The organism is Scardovia wiggsiae F0424 (assembly GCF_000269605.1).
GTDB classification, from domain to species: domain Bacteria; phylum Actinomycetota; class Actinomycetes; order Actinomycetales; family Bifidobacteriaceae; genus Scardovia; species Scardovia wiggsiae.
The window spans coordinates 40,900-61,010 of record NZ_AKCI01000001.1 but is presented as its reverse complement, the minus strand read 5'-3'; the positions used below and the strand labels follow the sequence as shown (position 1 = coordinate 61,010).

Sequence of the window (20,111 nt, the reverse complement as noted above, 5' to 3'; positions counted from 1 at the left end):
CTGCATATAAAACCATCATAGCTTATGCAGCCCATCATAGTAAAAACTCCTACGCACCCGCCAGAGGCCACTTACCCTTGCTGCATTCCTGCCCTGGGGGGATTGGGTGGCATAGCGCCGCGTAGGAGCATTGACAATTATACACGGGCAGGGGAAAAACACCCCCGGTGCCGCATCCCGCAGCCCTGGAGCGTATTATCCCTGCGGATATTTCATGAACCCGGTATCCCTCAGGTACTGTTTGCCTGCCGTAATATCGTACTGGATAAGTCGGTAATCCGAAAGGAGCTGACGGGTAGCCTTATCCGCCTGAGTGATATCTATCTGCTCGCCATTGGAATCCAGATACAGCGCATCACCTTCAGGTATGCGCTTCCACCCCTGGATAGTGTTGACGACCGGCGGTTCCATAGCGGGGACAGCTGTATGCAGGCGTGTCAGGAAAGCAAGGTACGGGCTCACCCTGGCGTTCATCTGCGCAGCAGCCTCAGCCATGAGGAAATTCGGAGACGTGTATGCAGCTTCTTTTTCCGGCAGCTTATTATTCTGGCGGGAAGCTTTATTCGACCAGATGAAATAATCCGTCTCGTGGAGAGCTATAGTGTTCTTTTTGCTCTTTGCGGCATTGGGGTATATCCCCGGCAGATGGTCGCCGTAGAAGATAACTGTGATCGGCTTATCCATCGCGTCAAGTCTGGCAAGGAATTCCTTCGTAGCAGTATCCGTATAGCTCATCCCTTTGGCATATGTCTGGATGCTGTTCAACCTGTTATTGCTGAGCTTGGTGCCATCAGTCGTATGCGCCTTGAACTGGTTATTGTTATACCAGTTGTTATATGGCATATGGTTCTGCATGCTCGCAAGCTGGATGAACTGCGGCTTTGCGTCTGCAGAACCGTTGATTTTCTCCAGTGCAGCCTTATACAGCTCCGAGTCGGCAACATATCTGGACTTATCGATTTTCTTCTTATATTTCAGGTACTGCGGGCCGTTAAGGGTATAGAACTGGGAAAACCCGAACTTTGCATAATTAGATCTGCGCGAATACATTGCGGAGCTGTAGGGGTGGAAAGCATAACTCTGTGAACTTTCCCAGTCCTGGTTGAATGTGGGGGTCCATGATGCTTTGGGGACGAGCTGCTGATACGGCGAAGTCAGCGATGGGCTGAAATTGGCCATCGACAGCCCGGTCAGGACCATATATTCAATATTCGCAGTACCTCCGCCATATCCGGAAGACAGCATCAGCCCTGATGTCGTTTCCTTCTTAAGGGAGCGGATATACGGCATAGGGTCCTCGTTCAAAGATATCCCCGGTGCCCGGGTAGGGTCGGAGAACGATTCCGACAGCAGCGTGATCACCGTGGACTTGTTAAGGTCCTGGGTACGTTCAGAATTGATCTCCCGAGCAGCTTTTGAATACCGCTCGGCTATCGCCTTCATCGTTTCCTTAGAATACCCCTCAGGCTCAGTCATAATTTTTGGATTGATATTCCTGGCAAAAGCTACTACGGTACCATTCTTTTTGCAATCGGTCAGATTATCCCAGAGGGAAGGTTTGTCAGACAGCGCCAGCAAAGCTTTATTCGCCCATGAATCGGTTGTAGACATTGCAGAAATGAAAGCAGCTTCAAAACCAAGCGGAAGGATAATAAGCAATATGCGGAAAATTATCCCCAGGCTCCTGTTCCTGGGCACGATGAGCGAACGGCGGTCCCACCGCGTAAGGAGCACGCCGAGGATAATAGCGATCGCGATAGTCAGGACAGCCCTGACGATAATAGATTCCGACCCTGGAGGGATGAACGACGCGACATCCCCGGCAGTGCCGCCGGAAACGAAGCTCAAGTCCGCAGGAGTGATAGCTTCATTGCGCACAAGGACTTTGAACCTGTCTACCGTTGCGATAAGGACGACAAGCGAAACATATAAGCTCATTGCCACCCAGAAGCGGTTGATAAGGAAGCACAGGGCGAAGCTGATAATCGACAGGATGAGGAAATTATTAAGGAACTGGAACTTCCCGCCGGAGAACATCTGGGTGAAGAACCTCCAGATATTGGAAAACTTGCTCTCTGCAACAGTCTGCATTTTAAGGACAGCATATATGTTGATAGCAATAAAAGCAAGGATATAAAACGCTACCCAGTCATTTTTCCTGCGCCTGAATACATGCCGCGCCGCATCTGCTGCACGCTGTTTCACAGATATCCCTTTTACCTCAGACCCATTGGAACTCATTACTTCACCTATCCCGACACATTGTACGCACCGCCGTTTTCCATGCGGCTGCCGGCCGCAGCTCTGAGCAGCCCTTTATGCGGCTGAATAACTGTAGCATAACCTTAGTAACATAAACGATGCAAAAACCGCCTTCCCGCATCAGGAAACCCTTAAGCAGGAAAGCGGTCCTTATTATCCACAGCCTCAGCTGTTATTACGCTTTATGCGTGCCACACATCCTTGCCTGCCCTGCCGGCCGCAGAAACATCATCAGCAAGCTGCTGGGCATCAGCCTCTACATCACCACTGATAAAAGATTCAACAAGCTGGCGTGCCTCATTGTCCTCATGCTGGACTGCAGGGGACTTCATGAAGTACGAGCTCGGGGCAAGGATCGGTCCGGCAAGGCCGCGGTCAAGCGCGATCTTGCAGGAACGCAGGGCATCAATGACTACGCCCGCTGAATTAGGGGAATCCCACACCTCAAGCTTGTATTCAAGGCTCAGGGGGACATTGCCGAATGTCGTCCCTTCGAGGCGGACAAAAGCAAACTTGCGGTCATCCAGCCACGCCACATAATCAGACGGCCCGATATGCACGTTATGGGGATCCATCTCATGCGGGACGATCGAGGTTACTGCACGGGTCTTGGACACTTTCTTGGATTCCAGGCGGCTGCGCTGGAGCATATTCATAAAGTCCATATTGCCGCCGACATTAAGCTGGTACGTGCGGTCAAGGCGGACGCCACGGTCTTCAAACAGGCGGGCCATAACACGATGGGTAATAGTTGCCCCGACCTGGCTTTTGATATCATCGCCGACGATCGGCACCCCGGCATCACGGAATTTCTGAGCCCACTCAGGGTCAGAAGCAATGAAAACAGGCAGACAGTTCACAAAACCGCAGTGGGCATCCATAGCACACTGGGCATAGTACTTATCTGCCTCTTCGGAGCCGACAGGCAGATAGCTGATAAGGATATCAACCTTGCGGTCACGCAAAACCTGGGTTACGTCTACCGGTTCTTCAGATGATTCGCTGATCATCTGGCGGTAGTACTCGCCCAGGCCGTCAAGCGTTTTGCCGCGCTGGACAGCCACACCCATATCCGGGACGTCTGAGAACTTGTAAGTATTATTCTCAGAAGCAAAGATCGCCTCGCTCAGGTCCTTGCCTACTTTGTCAGCATCTACATCGAATGCTGCAACAAACTCGATATCGCGGATACGGTAACCGCCAAAATTCGGATGCATGATCCCAGGGATCTTATCCTCGTCTTTTGCATCCCTGTAATATTCAACACCCTGCACAAGTGATGAAGCACAATTGCCCACACCAGCAATCGCAACGCGAATACTCATCAAAAACTCCTTAGAAATTCTGCCATCAAATGACGCGCACCCATCAGGATACCTCACTGTCTAAACCGGAGAAGGGAACTGAATATTTCTGTGTCCCGCCGTGACGGCAGCCCCGCAGGCTGCGCAGCCTTTTGCACTCTGCCCGGCATATCCTGGCCTGTATATATATGTATGTACCATTCCACACCCATCCTCGACCGGGTACTGCCGGGACTGCTGTCTTCCTGATCTTTTAAGGGCGATGCTGTATTATTATGGTATAGCATAAAGGGTATAGACCAGTGAAGGGAAACAGGCCATACACATACACAGACAGCAGCCAGCAATGCGGCCCTGCAGATATGCAGCTACAAGGCCCCGGAGACAGGCGGCACAGCAGTGTCCGGCACGCTGATACAGCCTGTTAGACACTATAATAATAAGTAATCCAAGGCTTCAGTGTTTCGACCAGTTTATAGAGAAACAGACGGAGGAAATATGGCAGAAAATAGCCCGCGCAACCCTCAAAACAATACACGGGGTAACAGTGCACACGGTCCGCGCAGCACAAGGGGGGCACGGAGCATGCACAGCAGCGGTTCGTACAGCTTCCGCAACTCTTATACCGGTACGCCGCGCAGCACAAGGAAGCCTCCAGCGGGGAAAAACGGTACATCATCTGCACGGCGGCTGAAGAAAAACGGCAAACCGAAAATGAGGCTCTGGAAGAAATTCCTCATTGCTATAGCCCTTATTTTCGCAACAGGCGCAGCTGTCCTGGGCATTGCTTACGCGGCTACTGAGGTACCCAGCCCGGAAGCTGTCGCGCTCGCGCAGAAAACTACTGTGTATTATAGCGACGGCACCACGCCGATTGGCAGTTTCTCAGGTCAGAACCGCGAAATAATCAGCTGTAAAGCACTGCCGGATTATGTAAAAAACGCCGTAGTCGCATCGGAAAACCGTTCTTTCTGGAGCGACCCGGGGATAGACCTCAAAGGTATCGCAAGGGCTTTGTTCCACAATGTAACGAGCGGGTCACGCCAGGGTGGGTCCACTATTACACAGCAGTATGCCGAGCGGTACTATCTGGGCGAAACCAAATCATATTTCGGGAAAGTGAAGGAAGCGCTCCTCGCCTTGAAAATCGCACAGACCCAGGATAAGAATACTGTACTGTGCAATTACATGAATACCATCTACTTTGGGCGGGGTGCATACGGCATACAGGCCGCAGCAAAAGCTTATTTCAACAAAGATGCCAAAGACCTCAGCCTCGATGAAGCTGCACTGATAGCAGGTATAATCCCTGCGCCTTCTGCATGGGACCCCGCAGTATCACCGGAATCTGCCGCTAAACGTTTCCGGCGCGTAATACGTATTATGAAAGAAGACCGCTATATTACAGCAGAGCAGGCGGCACAGGCATCAGCAGTCCCCAAGACTGCCGCACACACTCCAAGCAACGATTTCCAGGGGACCAACGGATACATACTGACCATGGTGCGCAATGAGCTGGTCAAATCCAAACGGTTTACTGCAGACGACCTTGCCGCAGGCGGATACAAGATCATCACTACGCTTGATAAAAACAGGCAGGACCTCATGAACCGGACTGTTGCGGAATCAAAAGCCCGCAATAAGGTCCCCAATTCTGTAGAAGCAGGAGGGCTGTCTGTCAATTCAAGAACCGGGGGGATCATCTCCCTTTATGCCGGCGACGACTATCTGAAAAAACAGCTCAACAATGTTTCCCAGGCCACTTTTGAACCCGGGTCCACAATGAAAGCATTCACCCTCCTCGGGGCTATACAGAAAAAGTGCAGCCTGGATACACAGTTTAACGGCAACTCACCGCGGACCTTCAAAGGGCTGAAGACTCCGGTGAAGAACTTCGGGGACACCAGCTACGGGAATGTAACCCTGTACAAAGCGGTCGCCAGCTCTGTCAACACAGTCTTTATGGAGCTGAATGAAGATGTGACCCCTGCAACAACAGCGATCCTTGCTAAATCTGCGGGGATAACCTCGGCTATCAGCACAACATCACCGTATAACACACTCGGCATTGACGGGGTAACGCTGAAAGAACTGACCCAGGCTTATGCGACGTTCTCCAACGGCGGACAGCAGATGCCGATCCATATTGTGGATAAAGTCAATGATTCCCGCCAGGGCACTGTTTACCAGACCTCAGTCTCAGGGAACCGGGTATTTGAGCCTAAAGACGTGGCGCTGCTCAACAAGGCCCTCACCGGTGTTATCACATCAGGGACAGGCTCTTCCGCGCGCAGCATAGGTAAAACGCTTGCAGGCAAATCCGGCACTGCGAACGATAACAAGGCAGCTGCATTCGTCGGCTATACGCCATCCGTTGTTACGGCATACGCTATATGGAGCCCGGCCAGCGACGGGTCTGCTGCAGAATTGCCTACGTTCAACGGATATGAATACGGGCACGGCTACCCTACCTACCTTTTTACGCAGTATATGAAATCTGCTTTAGCCAATACCGCTAATGAAAACTTCGAGAGCGCCACAGATTCCGGGAAAATCGGCGGGCCTAACGGTACGTGGGGTATACGCGGTGCAGCGGCATCCGACGGCGGTAAAGCCGGCGGGAATACCAGCCCCGACAACAGCGATGTCAATAAAAACGGCAACGAACCTGAAGCTCCCGGAGACAGGAAATCCCCTGGCGAGAATTCCGGCGGGAGCGGGAGCGGTAACGGCAGCGGTAACGGCAATAATTCAGGCGGTAACAATTCAGGCGGCAGTGATAATGGGAATGGCGGCGGAAACTCCGGCAATGATAACGGCAACGGGAATAATAATCAGAATACCGGCAGAGAGCATCCTGCCGTCCCCTCGCCCACAACCCCTGTCCAGCCTTCATCGCCGAACTAGCAGCTGGGACAGGAAGCATACCCATGTAAAGCAGGGGTACGGCAGAGCTATGGTTTTCCCACGGAAATAAACCGGTGACGGAGAATTCCGGATACGGTCATGCTGTATCTATCCTGTTCTTCCTCATATCTTCCACCGATATGAGAGAAATCCCAGCCATGTATATGGGCTATGGATCCTCTTTAAACCATTCTCCTTTAACTCTGCAGCCGCGGCGCATTATCCATAAATGCCTCCTGTTGTCTCTCTCCCCTCCCGTTGTCAGTCCGTATTTTACATAAGTGACCACAGGATTTTATATGTCATGGGCTGGCCCTGGTGGTAAAACACGCAGATACGAAAATAGGAATTACGGGAAACGCCAAAAACAGATTTTGTATCTGCGTGTTTTACCACCAGCGGGAGGAATAGTACGATGAACCGGACGCATAGCGGGAGGAATATCACAGTCAGGAAATCAAAGGGGAAGGGATACAGTAAAGGGCTGGATGATTAGCATCCAGCCCTTTACGCTTTTGAGAGAGGGAAAGGAAAAGGGAAGGAAGGGACAGAAGTTTTAAGCCCTTTCAGGATCCCCTATGCTGCGTCCTGCCCGGGATACTGTCCTAGTTGCCGCTCCCATCATCATTATTATTGTTATCATCATTACCCCCGTCATTATTGCCGCCGTTGTCCCCATCTGAATCATCATTCGGCTGGGACCCTTCGGAGGAACCGGAATTCTCAGCCTGATCCATAGTGGCCGAGAGATTCGTAGTACGCCCATCGCGGATAACCGTAAGAGTGACTCTGCTGCCCATGCGGGTAGCACGGACATACCCGAGAAGGCTTTGCATGCTGCCTACAACATTGCCGTTGTACCCCACAATGGTATCGCCCGACTTAAGCCCGGCAGCTTCAGCGGGGCTTCCCGCAGCAACATCCCTGACAGCCGCACCCGACCGTGTGGCATTACCTGTTTTAGCAGTATCTGTCTGTACTGTGACGCCAAGCGAAACATGCTGCACATGCCCGTTCTTGATAATATCTTCTGTGACCCATTTAACTGTATCCGACGGGATCGCAAATCCAATGCCGATGCTTCCCGTGCTGCCGCTGGAACCGGAAGTAGAGCGCGTGGATGCTATAGCAGTATTGATGCCGATTATCTTGCCTTCGGCATTGAATGACGGCCCGCCTGAGTTCCCGGAATTTATCGCCGCATCGATCTGGACAGCATTAGTGAATACCGTATTGGATGACGATGAGGAAGAGCCCGATTCGGATAATACTACCGGGCGGTTAAGCGCAGACACCACACCCGTTGTAGCCGTATTCTCATACCCCAGCGGGTTCCCGATCGCCATAACATCTTCGCCTACAGCCAGATTCGACGAGCTCGCAAAACTGGCTGCCGTGAGGTTGCTCGGCGGATTATCGATTTTCAGCACAGCAAGGTCTGTTGTAGGATCAGTCCCCACAACGCTGGCCCCGTACATTTCGCCGTTAGACATGGTAACGACCATCTGCCCGTTATTGCTCGCCACATGGTTATTTGTAACGATATACCCTTTTTTATCAATGATCACACCGGATCCCATAACCCGGGAAGTCCCTGTCGTGATCGTAATGGAAACAACGGAGGGTGCAACATTCTTGGCTACAGCCTTCCATGTACTTGTGCCGGCACTGCCGATCTGCGTAGACGTGCTTCCGCCGCCGCCCGTAGAGGGATTCAGCCCCGATGAGCGGGAAATCGGGAGAACGCCGCTGTAGACTGCAAGCCACCCCAGGCCCAGGACCACGAGTGTGATAAGGAGTGAAGTCAGTGTAGAAGTTAAAACAGTACGTCCTGTGCTTTTCGTTGCATCAGCCGGCGACGGCGCTGCTCCAGAAATAGTTGATGCCCGGCCGGCAGCAGGATTGACAAAAGGATTTGACGCTGTATCTGCCCGGTTCGCCTGGCTCACCGGGTGCGCGGGCTGCTGGAGCTGGCCCGGAACAGGCGGGAACTGTCCGGCTCCGGGCTGCGCCTGATACTGCTGGTACTGCTGCGCCGGCTGATAAGGTTGGCCCGGCTGCTGGCCCCCTGAAAGCTGCGGACTGTCCGGCTGCCCGGCATTCTGTCCGCTGAACAGCTGCTGCGACAGCTGCTGTGTCTGAGCCATATTTCCGTACTGGTACTGCTGGGTTTGCTGATAAGGCTGCGTCTCCTGCCGGAACCTCGCAGTCTGTTCTGTATGCGCATACTGCGGCTGGGACTGCCCATACTGTGGATATCCCTGCGGAATGTATGTATTGTCAGCATCCGTTCCATACCGCTGGCCGTCCTGCGAAGGTGCTGCCGGATTCCCCTTGCTGTCAGTCATAAAACTCCTTTTATCAGATTGACTGTACCCTGTAGAGCGTCTCTGTTTCCTCAATACTACAGTATTAAGGTAACTTTTATGCTATTCCAGATAAACACAGGTTTTTCTGATTCTTTCCTAAAAATTCCCTGTGCCTTAAAGGCTAAGAAGGCAGACAAACAAACCCGCAGAACCGGGACTATGGCTGACAGACAGCAGCACATTGCTTATAGCCCAGCACCGGGCGCAGGGCTGAACTGACACATACATCCATACCGTCCCAATCCGGAGCTGCACCCGGATAAGGTCAGACGATCCGCTGATGGGCAGCCCACAAAGCAAGCTCCCCACGGTTAGACAGCTGGAGCTTGCGCAGCACGTGGGAAACATGGGTCTCCACTGTCTTAATAGAAATGAACAGTTCGGAAGCAACTTCCTTGTAGGTATATCCGCGTGCAATAAGCTGCATGACTTCGCGTTCACGGGATGTCAGCACATTAATGCTGATATCTTCAAACTCATCAGGCTGGCCATCCTGCAGGCCCTCTGATGGATCGGCACCACGGCCCCAGGAAGGGGCGGCAGTCCAGGTTCCGGCACGGCCGTTGGCTGGACGGGCAAACGGCCCTCTCCCGGCTCCCGGCAGACCGCGGACATCGGTATCCGCCGAACCCTGAAAAGCAGTCAGCACGAATCCCGCCAGACGCGGACTGAAAACAGCGTATCCCTGGGCTACCTGCTCAATTGATGACACCAGGTCGTCCCCGGTGATCGTTTTTGTCACATAGCCCCGCGCCCCTGCGCGGATCACAGCGCCCACATCCGCAGGGGAATCCGATACAGACAACGCAAGATACAGCGTCCGAGGGGCGTGGGGGACACTTTTCAGGATTATTTCGGAGCCGCCTCCGCCTTCGCCGCCGGGAACGTGCACATCAAGCAGCACAACATCAGGCTGGGTGCGCGAGATGGCTGCAACTGCACCTTCAACATCGCCGGCCTCGCTGACAACATCGCATGCCCCGCTGATTGCTGCGATAACACCGCGGCGGAACATCTCATGGTCATCTATAACAGTAACGCGGATACGCCGGGAAACTGTGCTGCAGCCGCTGCCGGCCTCTGCAACATCCTTGTCATACCCGATGCCTGCGGCATCAGCCGCCTCTGTCGGCGCTGCCCCTGCTGGCTGCTGTTCTGACATATTACCTATCATATTGGGTCCTGCCCCTTTCTGCTGGCCATGCCCCGTATTGTATGTATTACGCATCTGCCTCAGTACCCGGCCCTTCCCCGGCTGCACTGCCGTTTTTAGGGGAAAAAGGTAAAGCCAGCTTAACCTCAGTCCCCCACCCTTTGCGCGAATCGATCTGGGCTGAGCCTTTGCTGCGCCTCATCCTCCCGATAATCGACTCAGTAACGCCCATATGCCCCGGATAGCCAGCTGAGGTATCAAACCCGTCCCCATGGTCCCGAATGAATATCTGAACAGACCGCAGGCGGAGAGGGTCAACTTCACAATACACGGATACCGGGGGCCTGCCATGATGTACCGCATTCAGCGCAGCCTCCGAAGCGGCTGACAGGAGCGGCTCAAATTCTTTCCGGTACCGGGCATCCCCAACAGTTACAACCTCGATAGGGACCCGCGATGAATCTTCTATACGGGCCATGATCCTTTTAAGTTCATGGGTAAGAGTTGTAGGATTCGCAGAAGCACCGCTGCCGGCTGATACACGGCTGTCAGGGGCAGGTATGGGAACGGAGGCGGATGCTGCAGGATGCCCGGGGGCGTGCGGGGCTGGCGCAGGCACAGCAGCAGGAGTTGCCGAAGCCCTGTCAGCACCGTACAGCCACTCCCTCAGTTCACGTTCCTGCGCATGAGCCAAAGCGGCTGCCTCACTGGGATCATCAGCATTCAGCTGGATAAGGGCCAGGGTCTGCAGTACCGAGTCATGCAGCTGTGCTGTGATATCCGCCCGCAGCTCCTCCTGTGCAGCATGTGCCCTTTCCTTCCCCAGGTCGGAAATAAGGCTGATCCACCATGGCGCGACGATCATTACAAGTATGGCGATCAGTATCAGCCCTGCCCCCACGCCTATAAGGAGGGAATTAAAATCAAGGAATGAGCTGAATGCCACAAAGGTCCCGGTGAATGCTGTCAGGATCCCAACAAGCACAAGGATATAGCGCATGCTCAGCAATGATGATGCGCGGCCGTGGCGAAGGTCATCAAAAAAACTCGCCGGATGGTGTTCGGTCAGTATCCCTGTCTGTATCCAGCTCAAGGATATACCGGCAAACAGAAGGACCATGCCCACGATCATACGCCATTGCAGACGGTTGAACACTCCCACTAAGCTGACCATAATGCACAGCACTCCAACAATAAAAACCATCCTCCACGGAGAATCAGAATGCCACCCTTCTGATGACTGCTTTGCGCTCGCTTTATCGACCATATCGCTTAGCGTGGTACGGCGCAGCGGGGAATCATAATGCCGCTGCGGTCCCGGCGCGCCCTCATCCTGGGCAGCATCATTGTGTGCCTCTGCGCTTCTGCCAGTATCCGTGCCGTCTGGACCGGAACCGCGCCCAGTATCTGCCTGTCTGCGATGGTTCATACAGATATTATAAAGCACACCGGCAAAGCCGAGCAGTATACCCTTACAGAAAATCAGAGTAAACCCTTATAGACGTCAGACGTTTTCCGGGCTTTAATTAAAGTAATAAGCCCAGTCTTACATAAAAGGAGACACAAACACAATGTCTGCTACTCATCCATACGGCAGCGGGCCGGAACAGCCGCAGGGCGGACCGCAGCAGCCCGGGAACGCCCAGGGGCAGCCTGATCCTCCTGTCGGCAACAGCTTCTTCAGATGGATCCGTTCACTGAACATGTACCGTTCCAGCAACCGCTGGATCGGAGGCGTGTCAGGGGCTATAGCCGGTAAGCTCGGTTGGGACCCTGTGATCATACGGATCCTGTTCTTTGCTTTCTGCATAGCCGGCGGTTCAGGGGTATTCGTATACGCCATCCTGTGGATATTCCTGCCGGATTCCCGTAATAATGAGATCCTCGCTGAGGAGGCGTTATTTCGCGGCCACACAAGCCGCGCGTTCTGGGCTGCCCTTGTAGCCATCCTTCTGGGCGGCGGGCTGAATATCCTAACGCCGTTTATTGGCTGGATAGGCGTGGCGGTCCTGTGCTGCCTGATCGTCATGGTTTCCTTGTCGGGAAAGGAGGGCCGCGATTCTTTCAAGGACCGTTTTGCACAGCCCGACCGGCAGGGGCAGCCGCGCGGCCGGGAAAGCGCCTACACGCCCTACACACAAAACGATACCGCATACCACACATATCCATATCAATCCAATCCCAACTACTACCAAGGAGCATATCCAATGAACAACAGGTATACTGAGCCCAGCAGGCCTTATGCTGCGTGGCGCCGCAAAACCGCGGGGCCAGTCGTTGTATCAATAGTCCTGGGGCTCCTCATTATTGCCTTCGGGGTCTATTCCGGAATCGTATACTATCAGGGCCTCGACTTTTTCAGCGCACTGCGGCTGGGGATTATTTTCTGCACTGCCGCAGTACTGGTTCTTGGGGCTGTTATTATTGTGCTCGGGATCCGTGGGCGTAAAGCCGGCGGGCTGATGCCGATCAGCATTATCTGCGCGGTTATAATGCTCAGTATTTTAGGTACGTTCAATTCCACAGCTGACATACACAGCAGCCTGGTACATCCTGTACAAATTACTCTTTCCACTAGAACGCTCGGCCCCGACAGCTACGACAACCTGGTGCAGCACGGTCTTAAAACCAGCTCATCGAATGTGACAGTAGATCTGCGGGACTGGGCCTCTGCCCGTCAGACAGCCTGCCCCACCGGCACACTGAATGTTGAAGCATATTTCTCAAACATCAATATCCGCGTACCCGACGGCTGCGCAGTACAGTATCAGGGCAAGCATGCAGTTGCAGGTTCTGTCGAAGGATCGGGATTGCCCAGAGGGACAACGCTGGGCAAAGATAAAACCCTGACAGTCAATGCATCAGCTGTATTCAGCGGAGTTACTGCTTCACCAAGCCCAAGATCCAGGCTGAGCGGGATTTCTAACCAGACATCTAACGATGACAGCGATAATGGGAATAATGAGGACTGGGACTGATACCAGTGCTGCAGGGCTATTGCTGCCCCACCATGTTCCGGACTATATATCTGAAAGGATTTTACTATGGTAAATAACAATACTGCATCAGCCCCATTCCCGGGGGATGACGGCAAAAATACTATTGACACAACTGCCGTACAGAGCTCCTCTCCGGGATCTGCTGCAGACGTACACACAGATCCTGACAACTCCCCTACCCGGGCTATGCCGGCTGCATCAGATACCCAGGCTATACCGACCGAAACTATGCCCCAGCAAGAAGGGAAACCGCAGCAGGCATGGCAGGACCAGCAGGATGCCTCTGCACAGTATGCATCTGAGGCATACCGCAACAGCTATCCCGGTTCAGGCAGCATACCCCCGCAGGACGCAGGCAGGCCAGGCCCGCAGTATCCGGGATGGGACCGGTATTCAGGGTATCCGGAACATCGCCGCCGCAGGCCGCGGATATATTATAAAAAAGGCCCTTATACTATGACAATTGTATGGGGGATATTCCTTGTCCTTCTCGGCATAATAGGCATATTCTCTATACTCAGGGTGACTGATTTTATATCACAGGATTATATGGCATTCCTTGGTATTGTGTGCTGCATACTTGTCGGAGCTGCGATAATCATAGGCGGGATAATAGCTGCAGTCAGCCGAGACCGCAGGAAAGCTGAAGATGGAACAGACGGATATGGCGCTGAAGGCGACCCCGATGATTATCCTGACGGCTATTCTGATGATTACCGTGACCAGGGTTATGCCAACTACCCGAGCCCTTCACAAGGACAGGGGGCTATGCCTGGAGAAGCTGAAGGCCCGGGCAGTTCTCCTGCTCCGATGACGGTGGATGCCGCAGCGCCCGACAGCACTGGTAATCCTGCCAATGCTGCCCGTTGAAATCCCCGGCACGGTCCTGATATGATCTGTGCGGCCGTACAGAGCGGCCGCACAGTCTGAACCGGAAGAATTACAAGTAAAACTATACGCATCAATTTAAATATTTATTATCTATTTCATCTATTCACAGGATTCGTGAATAATGACACGCCACGGCGGCCGGTGCAATAAGCATTGCCCAGCCAGGAGTGGCGGCTGTTGGGCCAGACTGCCCCCAACCGCGGGGCATTCTGGCTCATCCATATGCTGGGATATCTGCCATCAGCGCTGCGGGATCCCAGCAGGTTGAAACCATTTTTATCATGCAGCCAGTCAGGATGCTGGGTAGCAATTGCAAGCCCTTCTTCAAGGGTAAGGGGAAGGCGGTTGTCGGAATCGATGAGGCGCCGTGCTACATCCGGTTCGCGGTTAGTATAAGCAGTGCCGGTATGCGGTTCTACAACCAGATAAAACGGCCCCTCCGGCGGTTCGAACCCTTCCTGGGGCAGGAACCCCAGTACGTCACGCGGCGGCATCGTTGTGAAGCCGGCCCTGCGCTGGATGCTTGTCCGCGCAATAAGGGATTCGGGGGAAACAAGCTCGCGGGTAGGGACAAGCAGTATATCTCTTCCAAGCTCTACCCTCTCAAGCACTTTGACAAGCGGTTCTGCAAGCGCACGGAAAGCCCCATCTGACATATCGGCAACATCGGGATACCCTAAAGCAACGATACGGTCAAGCTGCTGAACCAATTCCTGAGAAGACTGCGTCATGTTCCCAGTATGGCACACACTATGTAAACATCCCGTGCAGGTATCCAGGCGGTCCTGACAGCGGGGGCATATACAGGCCTGAAGGTATTGGAATGCTTCTGCCATGCAGCACCGCGGAATGCTGTTATTCTCTGATCCGTGATGTAGTGTGGCAGTATGCCTGAACCTTTAGACAGGGGCGTTTCCCCTGAAACTGCTGTACCTCGGATCACATTATCTGACGGAAGCCGTATCCCGCAGATCGGCCTTGGCGTCCTCCGTATCGGCAACGGTGACGTATCAGCAGTGGTCAGGGCTGCGCTGGAATCCGGATACCGCCATATTGATACTGCTGCAGGCTATGGGAACGAGGCAGGGACTGGGGACGGGATACGCTGCGCAGGTTTCGCCGCCGGAAAGCCGCGGGAATCATTATGGGTAACGACTAAAGTACGCGATTCCCAGCAGGGTTACGACCAGACACTCAGGGCTTTCGATGCGCAGCTGGAAAGCCTTGGGCTGGACTACGTGGATATGTATATGATCCACTGGCCAACGCCTTTCAACTGGCGCAGCGGGGATACCTGGCGGGCTATGGCGCAGCTGCGCAGCCAGGGGCTGGTAAAGAGTATCGGCGTATGCAATTTCATGCCTGAGCATCTCGACAGGCTTTATGGCGAAGTCGGCGAATATCCTGTTATCAACCAGATTGAGCTGCATCCCACGTGGCAGCAGCGGCAGACGGTGGAATACTGTACCCGTCACGGTATCGCAGTCCAGGCGTACTCCCCTATGGCGCGCGGAGCTGACCTCACAGCAGGGGGCGGCATTATCAGGAAGATTGCCAAGGCCCATCATAAAACCGAGGCGCAGGTGATCCTCCGCTGGCATATTGAAAACAGGACGGTTATAATCCCCAAAACCACGCACCGTGCACGCATGGCAGAGAATCTCAGCCTGTTTGATTTCGCACTTACCCCTGACGAACACAAGGCGATCGATTCCCTTGATTCACCGCAGCGGGCCGGGCATGACCCCTATACCTTCTCATACAGCTGATACAGCCGGATTGGGATAAAAACGGACGCCGGACCATCTGAAGCTTCAGGCCGCAAGTTTCGGGCCGCAAATATCAGAAATTATAGAGCCAAATGTTTTGACTTGATGAAGCTGCTGCTTAAGAGTATAGTAGTGAACAGGTTAGAAACAGGCAAGGGTGAGCAGATAGATGAAAAATGTTATTGTCACAGGGGGAAGCTCTGGAATAGGACTGGAAATTGCAAAATTATTGGCAAAAGATGCCGATCATATTGTCCTTGTAGCACGAAATTTGACAAGGCTGATTCAGGCTAAAGAAGTACTGATAACAATGAATCCGAATTTAAAGATTTCCCTAATCAGTGCTGATTTATCAACGATTGAGGGCATCCGCCGCTGCATTGAGCAGATTGAAGATTTAAATCTCGATATTGATAGCCTGGTAAACAATGTCGGCTACGGAGTGAGCGGATTGGCTGACAGTCTGCCTCTTGAGACTGTCGAAAAGGCTGTGGTGACCAATGCGATGGCGCCGACCCTGCTGACTCAGGCATTTTTAAAAGCCATCATCAAAAACAAGGGAAATATTCTGTTTATCGGAGCAGGAGCGGCAACACATCCCATGCCCAGTCTGGTTCATTACTCCGCCAGCAAAAATCTCATCCATGGGCTGGTCAGAGGTCTTCGGATTGATTTAAAAGGGACTGGTGTCCATATAACAGAGATTCAACCGGGACCTGTTGCTACGAATTTCGGGAACAGCAGCAGTTCGTCTTCCTCTCAAGATTTTGCGACGCATAATCCATTGAAAAAGGTTGAAATCACGCCTCAGCAGTGTGCAAAAGAATCGCTTGCAGCTCTGAAGCGTAATAAATCGTCTTATTATCCTGGAAGAGGCTATCGCTTTATTATCCGATTAACCAAGCTGCTTCCAAATTCAGCTATGGAACGCATTCTTCAACGCTTTATTTCACGCTGATATTTAAAATAAAGGTTGGAACTCCAGCCTCTTTTGGGCTCTTTGTCAACTGTAGTGGGTTGATAAAAAGTTACAACCTGGAGAGGACCAAATTGGGCGTATAGGTATGGGTGTGTTGCTGTTTTAGTTTTTATTCCTTGTGTTTATTGGGGTCGACTGTGTTTTAAATTTCTTGTTCTTTTTTACGTATAGGCATGAAAGTGTTGCTAGAAACACGTGTACCCCTCGTGATTGCGCGGGGTGTAACCCTGTTTAAAAACCATGCATGCTAGGTGGTATGAAAACCATAGTCTGTGTTACTTGCCAGAGTACGAATATTAAAAAGAACGGGACAACCAGTAGCGGTAAACAACGCTAATACTGCAAAAACTGTAAAACGAGTTTCACACACGAGTATGATTCAACATTCAAAGATTTTGCCTTATTCCTGGACTATGTCACCCACACGCATAGCCAAAACGACTACACGATAGCAGGAAGAACTCTCAGAGAAAAAACACGCCGTTTCTGGCAGTATTGGCCGCTGCCACCCTTAGTCAATGAATCCTACGATATTGTATTCATTGACGGTATTTACATCACTCGTAAAATCGTGGTATTAATCGCGTGCACGACCACGCATATTATTGGCTGGTACGTGGCTAGAAGCCAGACCACAGCCGCATACACAGCACTCCTATCACGGATAGCAGCTCCCACGATAGCCGTTTCTGATGGAGGAAGTGGCTTTAGAAAAGCCTGTAAAAACACGTGGCCTAACACGAAAATTCAACGCTGCCTGTTCCACATATACATGACCATACGCACAGCAACAACTCTGCACCCGCGTCTACTACCCGGTAAACAACTCCTTCGTATAGGAACAAGCCTATTGAAAGTAAAAACTCTTGACCATGCACGGCAATGGGTACACATGTATGCCCTATGGTATGAGACATGGCATGACTGACTCGATGAGAAAACTCTCATCGATACCCGCTGGCAAGACACGCACGCGTGTCTTGCCAAAGCAGCCAGGAGCATCAACACGCTCATTCAACAAAACCAGTTATTCACCAACCTGCATAACAAGTATTACTACACGTATAAGAATCACGTCATCGTAACAAATAACCAGATAGAAGGCGGTGTCAACACCCAGTTAAGAGCCCTGCTACGCGCGCATAGAGGAATGAAACTTAACCGGCACATCAAAACAATTTTCTGGTACTGTTACACACATTCCACAGCAACCCAAAACCCTCAAGAATACTTACCCACCATGCCCACAGACACCGACACCACGCAACTTTACCGGCACATCAACGAATACCAACAATGGAAAGCAACCATCCCGGGATGGGGAAACGCACTAGCCCACACAGAATTCCATCACGGCACACCCAGGCACGAAACCTACTAACCAACCAGCAACACACCCATACCTATAAGCCGCGATACAGCCGGACAGCGCCTTTTTTCCAATCCAGAATACATCCGTGTCCACACCGTTATTATTTAGCGCATCCGATACCTCGCACAGTGCAGTATAAGTACATCCTTTCTGATGAGGACTACCGTTTACAAGTAATACTTTCACAGCCTTGTTTCCTCCATTTTACACATTTCGTACCAGATTTGTCAGACGCTCAATCGCCGCCGGGTCGCGGTGGTCAAAGAAGGCGCTGGTGTTGGTATCAAGCGCGGCAATCAAAGCCATATCATCGCCGTTCAGTTCAAAATCGAACACGTCGAGATTCTGTTCCATGCGCTCCTTTTTCGTGCTCTTGGGAATGCACACGATTCCGCGCTGCAAAAGCCAGCGAAGCACCACCTGCGCCACGCTCTTATGATATTTTTCGCCAATCGCTTTGAGTGTTTCGTTTCCGAACAAATTACCTCGTCCTTCGGCGAAAGGTGCCCAGCCTTCCATCTGCACACCCTTTGACTGCATAAATCCCTGCGCTTTCGTCTGTTGGAAGAATATATTCGCTTCCACTTGATTGACGGCGGGCGTGACCTCGTTAAAAGCGATTAGATCCGCCAAACGGTCAGGATAAAAACTGCATACGCCGATGGCACGGATTTTGCCTGCTTTATACAGCTCTGTCATCGCCCTCCATGCGCCATAGTAGTCGTTCAGCGGCTGGTGAATCAGGTAAAGGTCAAGATAGTCCAGCCCCAGCTTCTGCATAGATTTTTCAAAGCCGCGTTTTGCGCCCTCGTAGCTGGTATTAGTGATCCACAGCTTTGTGGTAATAAATAATTCTTCTCTGGGAACACCGCAGCGCTTGATTGCTCTGCCGACAGCCTCTTCATTCCCATAGGAAGCCGCAGTATCAATGCTGCGGTAGCCAACCGAGATTGCATCCACGACTGCCTGTTCACACTGTGCAGGGTCGGTGATCTGATAAACGCCAAAGCCAAGCTGCGGCATTTTTACTCCATTATTCAAAGTTACATATTCCATAATAAAATCCTCCTTTATCACTTTGTGCTGTGTCCGCCGAATACTTCAAACTCCATCGTATTCAGTTTTGCATCAATTTCTGCAACCTCATCTTCTGTCAGGACAATCTTCCCGGCTTCTATATTCTCATGCAGCCGTTCTACTTTCCTGGAACCGGGAATAGGAACAATATAGGGTTTCCTGCAAAGCATCCACGCCAACGAGAGTTGTCCCATAGTAGCCTGCTTTTCTTCTGCCATACCAGTGAGCAGTTCTAAAAGAGCTTTTGCTTTTTCGTATCCTTCCTGTGTGTACTGCGGCATACCAGCGCGGTAGTCCTGTTTCCCCTCAAATTTTGTGTCAGGTGTATATTTGCCTGTTAAGAACCCATTTGCCATAGGAGAAAAGGCAACAAAAGCAATATTCAGTTCTTCGCAGATGGGAAAGATAGATTCATGCCACCGCGCCATCATGGAGTAGCGGTTTTCAATGGCTGTCACCGGACAGACCGCATTGGCGCGACGTAGATAGTCCTCAGTAGTCTCTGAAATTCCCCAGTAACGAATTTTCCCTTCTTTGATTAGTGCAGCCATTGTTTCTGCTACAATCTCCGGCTCCACCTTCGGATCGATTCTGTGCTGATAATAGAGATCAATATAATCTGTTCCCAGCTTTCTTAAACTTCCCTCTACACTTTTGCGTATCGTCTCCGGTCTGACATCTACGGTTAGGCTTAAATCTTCATTATGATGTACGCCCATTTTAGTTGCAATCACAACCTTATCCCGCACATCATGGAGGGCCTTGCCCACCAACTCCTCATTGTAGGAAACCGAGCCATCTGGGGAAAAGCCCGTATATGCTTCGGCGGTATCGAAAAAATCATATCCCATTTCGTAGGCTTGCCGCAGTGTTTTTACGGCGGTTTCACTATCTACCGGATCACCGGAGGCATGGCTAAATCCCATGCAGCCAAGACCAACCGGATTCACAAATAAATCACTGTTTCCAAGTTTTCTTTTTTTCATAACGATAAATCTTCCTTTCTATTCTATTAAGACTGAAAATTTT

Annotated in this window: 14 protein-coding genes, 1 other RNA gene and 1 pseudogene; 6 read left to right on the top strand and 10 right to left on the bottom strand. The window is 51.9% G+C overall.

Annotated elements, in window-relative coordinates; all coding sequences use genetic code 11:
• Nucleotides 1-37: 37 nt before the first annotated feature.
• The 3 genes from ffs to HMPREF9156_RS0100295 form a co-directional block, all read right to left on the bottom strand.
• Nucleotides 38-134, bottom strand: an RNA gene (gene ffs, locus HMPREF9156_RS07010) — signal recognition particle sRNA small type.
• Nucleotides 135-195: 61 nt separating this feature from the next.
• Nucleotides 196-2,241, bottom strand: coding sequence for an LTA synthase family protein (locus HMPREF9156_RS0100300; protein WP_007148247.1), 2,046 nt, complete (start codon nucleotides 2,239-2,241; stop codon nucleotides 196-198).
• Between the two features lie 203 nt (nucleotides 2,242-2,444).
• Nucleotides 2,445-3,587 carry an inositol-3-phosphate synthase gene (locus tag HMPREF9156_RS0100295; RefSeq protein ID WP_007148246.1) on the bottom strand — a complete coding sequence of 381 codons (1,143 nt, stop codon included), beginning with the start codon at nucleotides 3,585-3,587 and terminating at the stop codon, nucleotides 2,445-2,447.
• Between the two features lie 477 nt (nucleotides 3,588-4,064).
• Here HMPREF9156_RS0100295 and HMPREF9156_RS0100285 point away from each other — a divergent pair, with 477 nt between their 5' ends.
• Nucleotides 4,065-6,473, top strand: coding sequence for a transglycosylase domain-containing protein (locus HMPREF9156_RS0100285; protein ID WP_007148245.1), 2,409 nt, complete (start codon nucleotides 4,065-4,067; stop codon nucleotides 6,471-6,473).
• A 605-nt stretch (nucleotides 6,474-7,078) separates the two neighbouring features.
• On the opposite strand, the gene HMPREF9156_RS0100275 is transcribed toward HMPREF9156_RS0100285, so the two are convergent.
• The 3 genes from HMPREF9156_RS0100275 to HMPREF9156_RS07330 form a co-directional block, all read right to left on the bottom strand.
• Complete coding sequence (locus tag HMPREF9156_RS0100275; RefSeq protein WP_007148244.1) at nucleotides 7,079-8,821, bottom strand: S1C family serine protease; 1,743 nt, start codon at nucleotides 8,819-8,821, stop codon at nucleotides 7,079-7,081.
• Between the two features lie 286 nt (nucleotides 8,822-9,107).
• Nucleotides 9,108-9,857 carry a LuxR C-terminal-related transcriptional regulator gene (locus tag HMPREF9156_RS0100265; RefSeq protein WP_050958436.1) on the bottom strand — a complete coding sequence of 250 codons (750 nt, stop codon included), beginning with the start codon at nucleotides 9,855-9,857 and terminating at the stop codon, nucleotides 9,108-9,110.
• Between the two features lie 205 nt (nucleotides 9,858-10,062).
• Nucleotides 10,063-11,424: a sensor histidine kinase gene (locus HMPREF9156_RS07330; protein ID WP_007148242.1), complete on the bottom strand. Its 1,362-nt coding sequence runs from the start codon at nucleotides 11,422-11,424 to the stop codon at nucleotides 10,063-10,065.
• 142 nt (nucleotides 11,425-11,566) lie between these two features.
• On the opposite strand from HMPREF9156_RS07330, the gene HMPREF9156_RS0100255 reads away from it, so the two are divergent.
• A complete protein-coding gene (locus HMPREF9156_RS0100255; RefSeq protein WP_007148241.1) occupies nucleotides 11,567-12,973 on the top strand; it encodes a PspC domain-containing protein in 1,407 nt (468 codons plus the stop codon).
• A gap of 66 nt (nucleotides 12,974-13,039) precedes the next feature.
• Complete coding sequence (locus tag HMPREF9156_RS0100250; protein ID WP_007148240.1) at nucleotides 13,040-13,864, top strand: hypothetical protein; 825 nt, start codon at nucleotides 13,040-13,042, stop codon at nucleotides 13,862-13,864.
• Nucleotides 13,865-13,980: 116 nt separating this feature from the next.
• Here the strand turns inward: HMPREF9156_RS0100250 and HMPREF9156_RS0100245 are convergent, their stop codons facing one another.
• Nucleotides 13,981-14,616 (bottom strand): DUF5701 family protein, encoded by a 636-nt coding sequence (locus tag HMPREF9156_RS0100245; protein ID WP_007148239.1) that lies wholly within the window; start codon nucleotides 14,614-14,616, stop codon nucleotides 13,981-13,983.
• A gap of 156 nt (nucleotides 14,617-14,772) precedes the next feature.
• Here HMPREF9156_RS0100245 and HMPREF9156_RS0100240 point away from each other — a divergent pair, with 156 nt between their 5' ends.
• The 3 genes and pseudogenes from HMPREF9156_RS0100240 (at nucleotide 14,773) to HMPREF9156_RS07005 (ending at nucleotide 18,014) form a co-directional block, all read left to right on the top strand.
• Nucleotides 14,773-15,654 (top strand): aldo/keto reductase, encoded by an 882-nt coding sequence (locus HMPREF9156_RS0100240; protein WP_007148238.1) that lies wholly within the window; start codon nucleotides 14,773-14,775, stop codon nucleotides 15,652-15,654.
• Nucleotides 15,655-15,823: 169 nt separating this feature from the next.
• A complete protein-coding gene (locus tag HMPREF9156_RS0100235; protein ID WP_007148237.1) occupies nucleotides 15,824-16,612 on the top strand; it encodes an SDR family NAD(P)-dependent oxidoreductase in 789 nt (262 codons plus the stop codon).
• A gap of 277 nt (nucleotides 16,613-16,889) precedes the next feature.
• A pseudogene (locus HMPREF9156_RS07005) lies at nucleotides 16,890-18,014 on the top strand (IS1249 family transposase).
• On the opposite strand, the gene HMPREF9156_RS07350 reads toward HMPREF9156_RS07005, so the two are convergent.
• The 3 genes from HMPREF9156_RS07350 to HMPREF9156_RS0100225 are packed head-to-tail and all read right to left on the bottom strand — an operon-like array spanning nucleotide 17,964 to nucleotide 20,068.
• Nucleotides 17,964-18,191, bottom strand: a complete 228-nt coding sequence (locus HMPREF9156_RS07350) for an NAD(P)H-dependent oxidoreductase (protein ID WP_007148236.1) — start codon at nucleotides 18,189-18,191, stop codon at nucleotides 17,964-17,966. The pseudogene HMPREF9156_RS07005 and the gene HMPREF9156_RS07350 overlap by 51 nt on opposite strands.
• Before the next feature lie 18 nt (nucleotides 18,192-18,209).
• Nucleotides 18,210-19,061: an aldo/keto reductase gene (locus tag HMPREF9156_RS0100230; RefSeq protein ID WP_007148235.1), complete on the bottom strand. Its 852-nt coding sequence runs from the start codon at nucleotides 19,059-19,061 to the stop codon at nucleotides 18,210-18,212.
• 17 nt (nucleotides 19,062-19,078) lie between these two features.
• Nucleotides 19,079-20,068, bottom strand: a complete 990-nt coding sequence (locus HMPREF9156_RS0100225) for an aldo/keto reductase (protein ID WP_007148234.1) — start codon at nucleotides 20,066-20,068, stop codon at nucleotides 19,079-19,081.
• Nucleotides 20,069-20,111 lie beyond the last annotated feature (43 nt).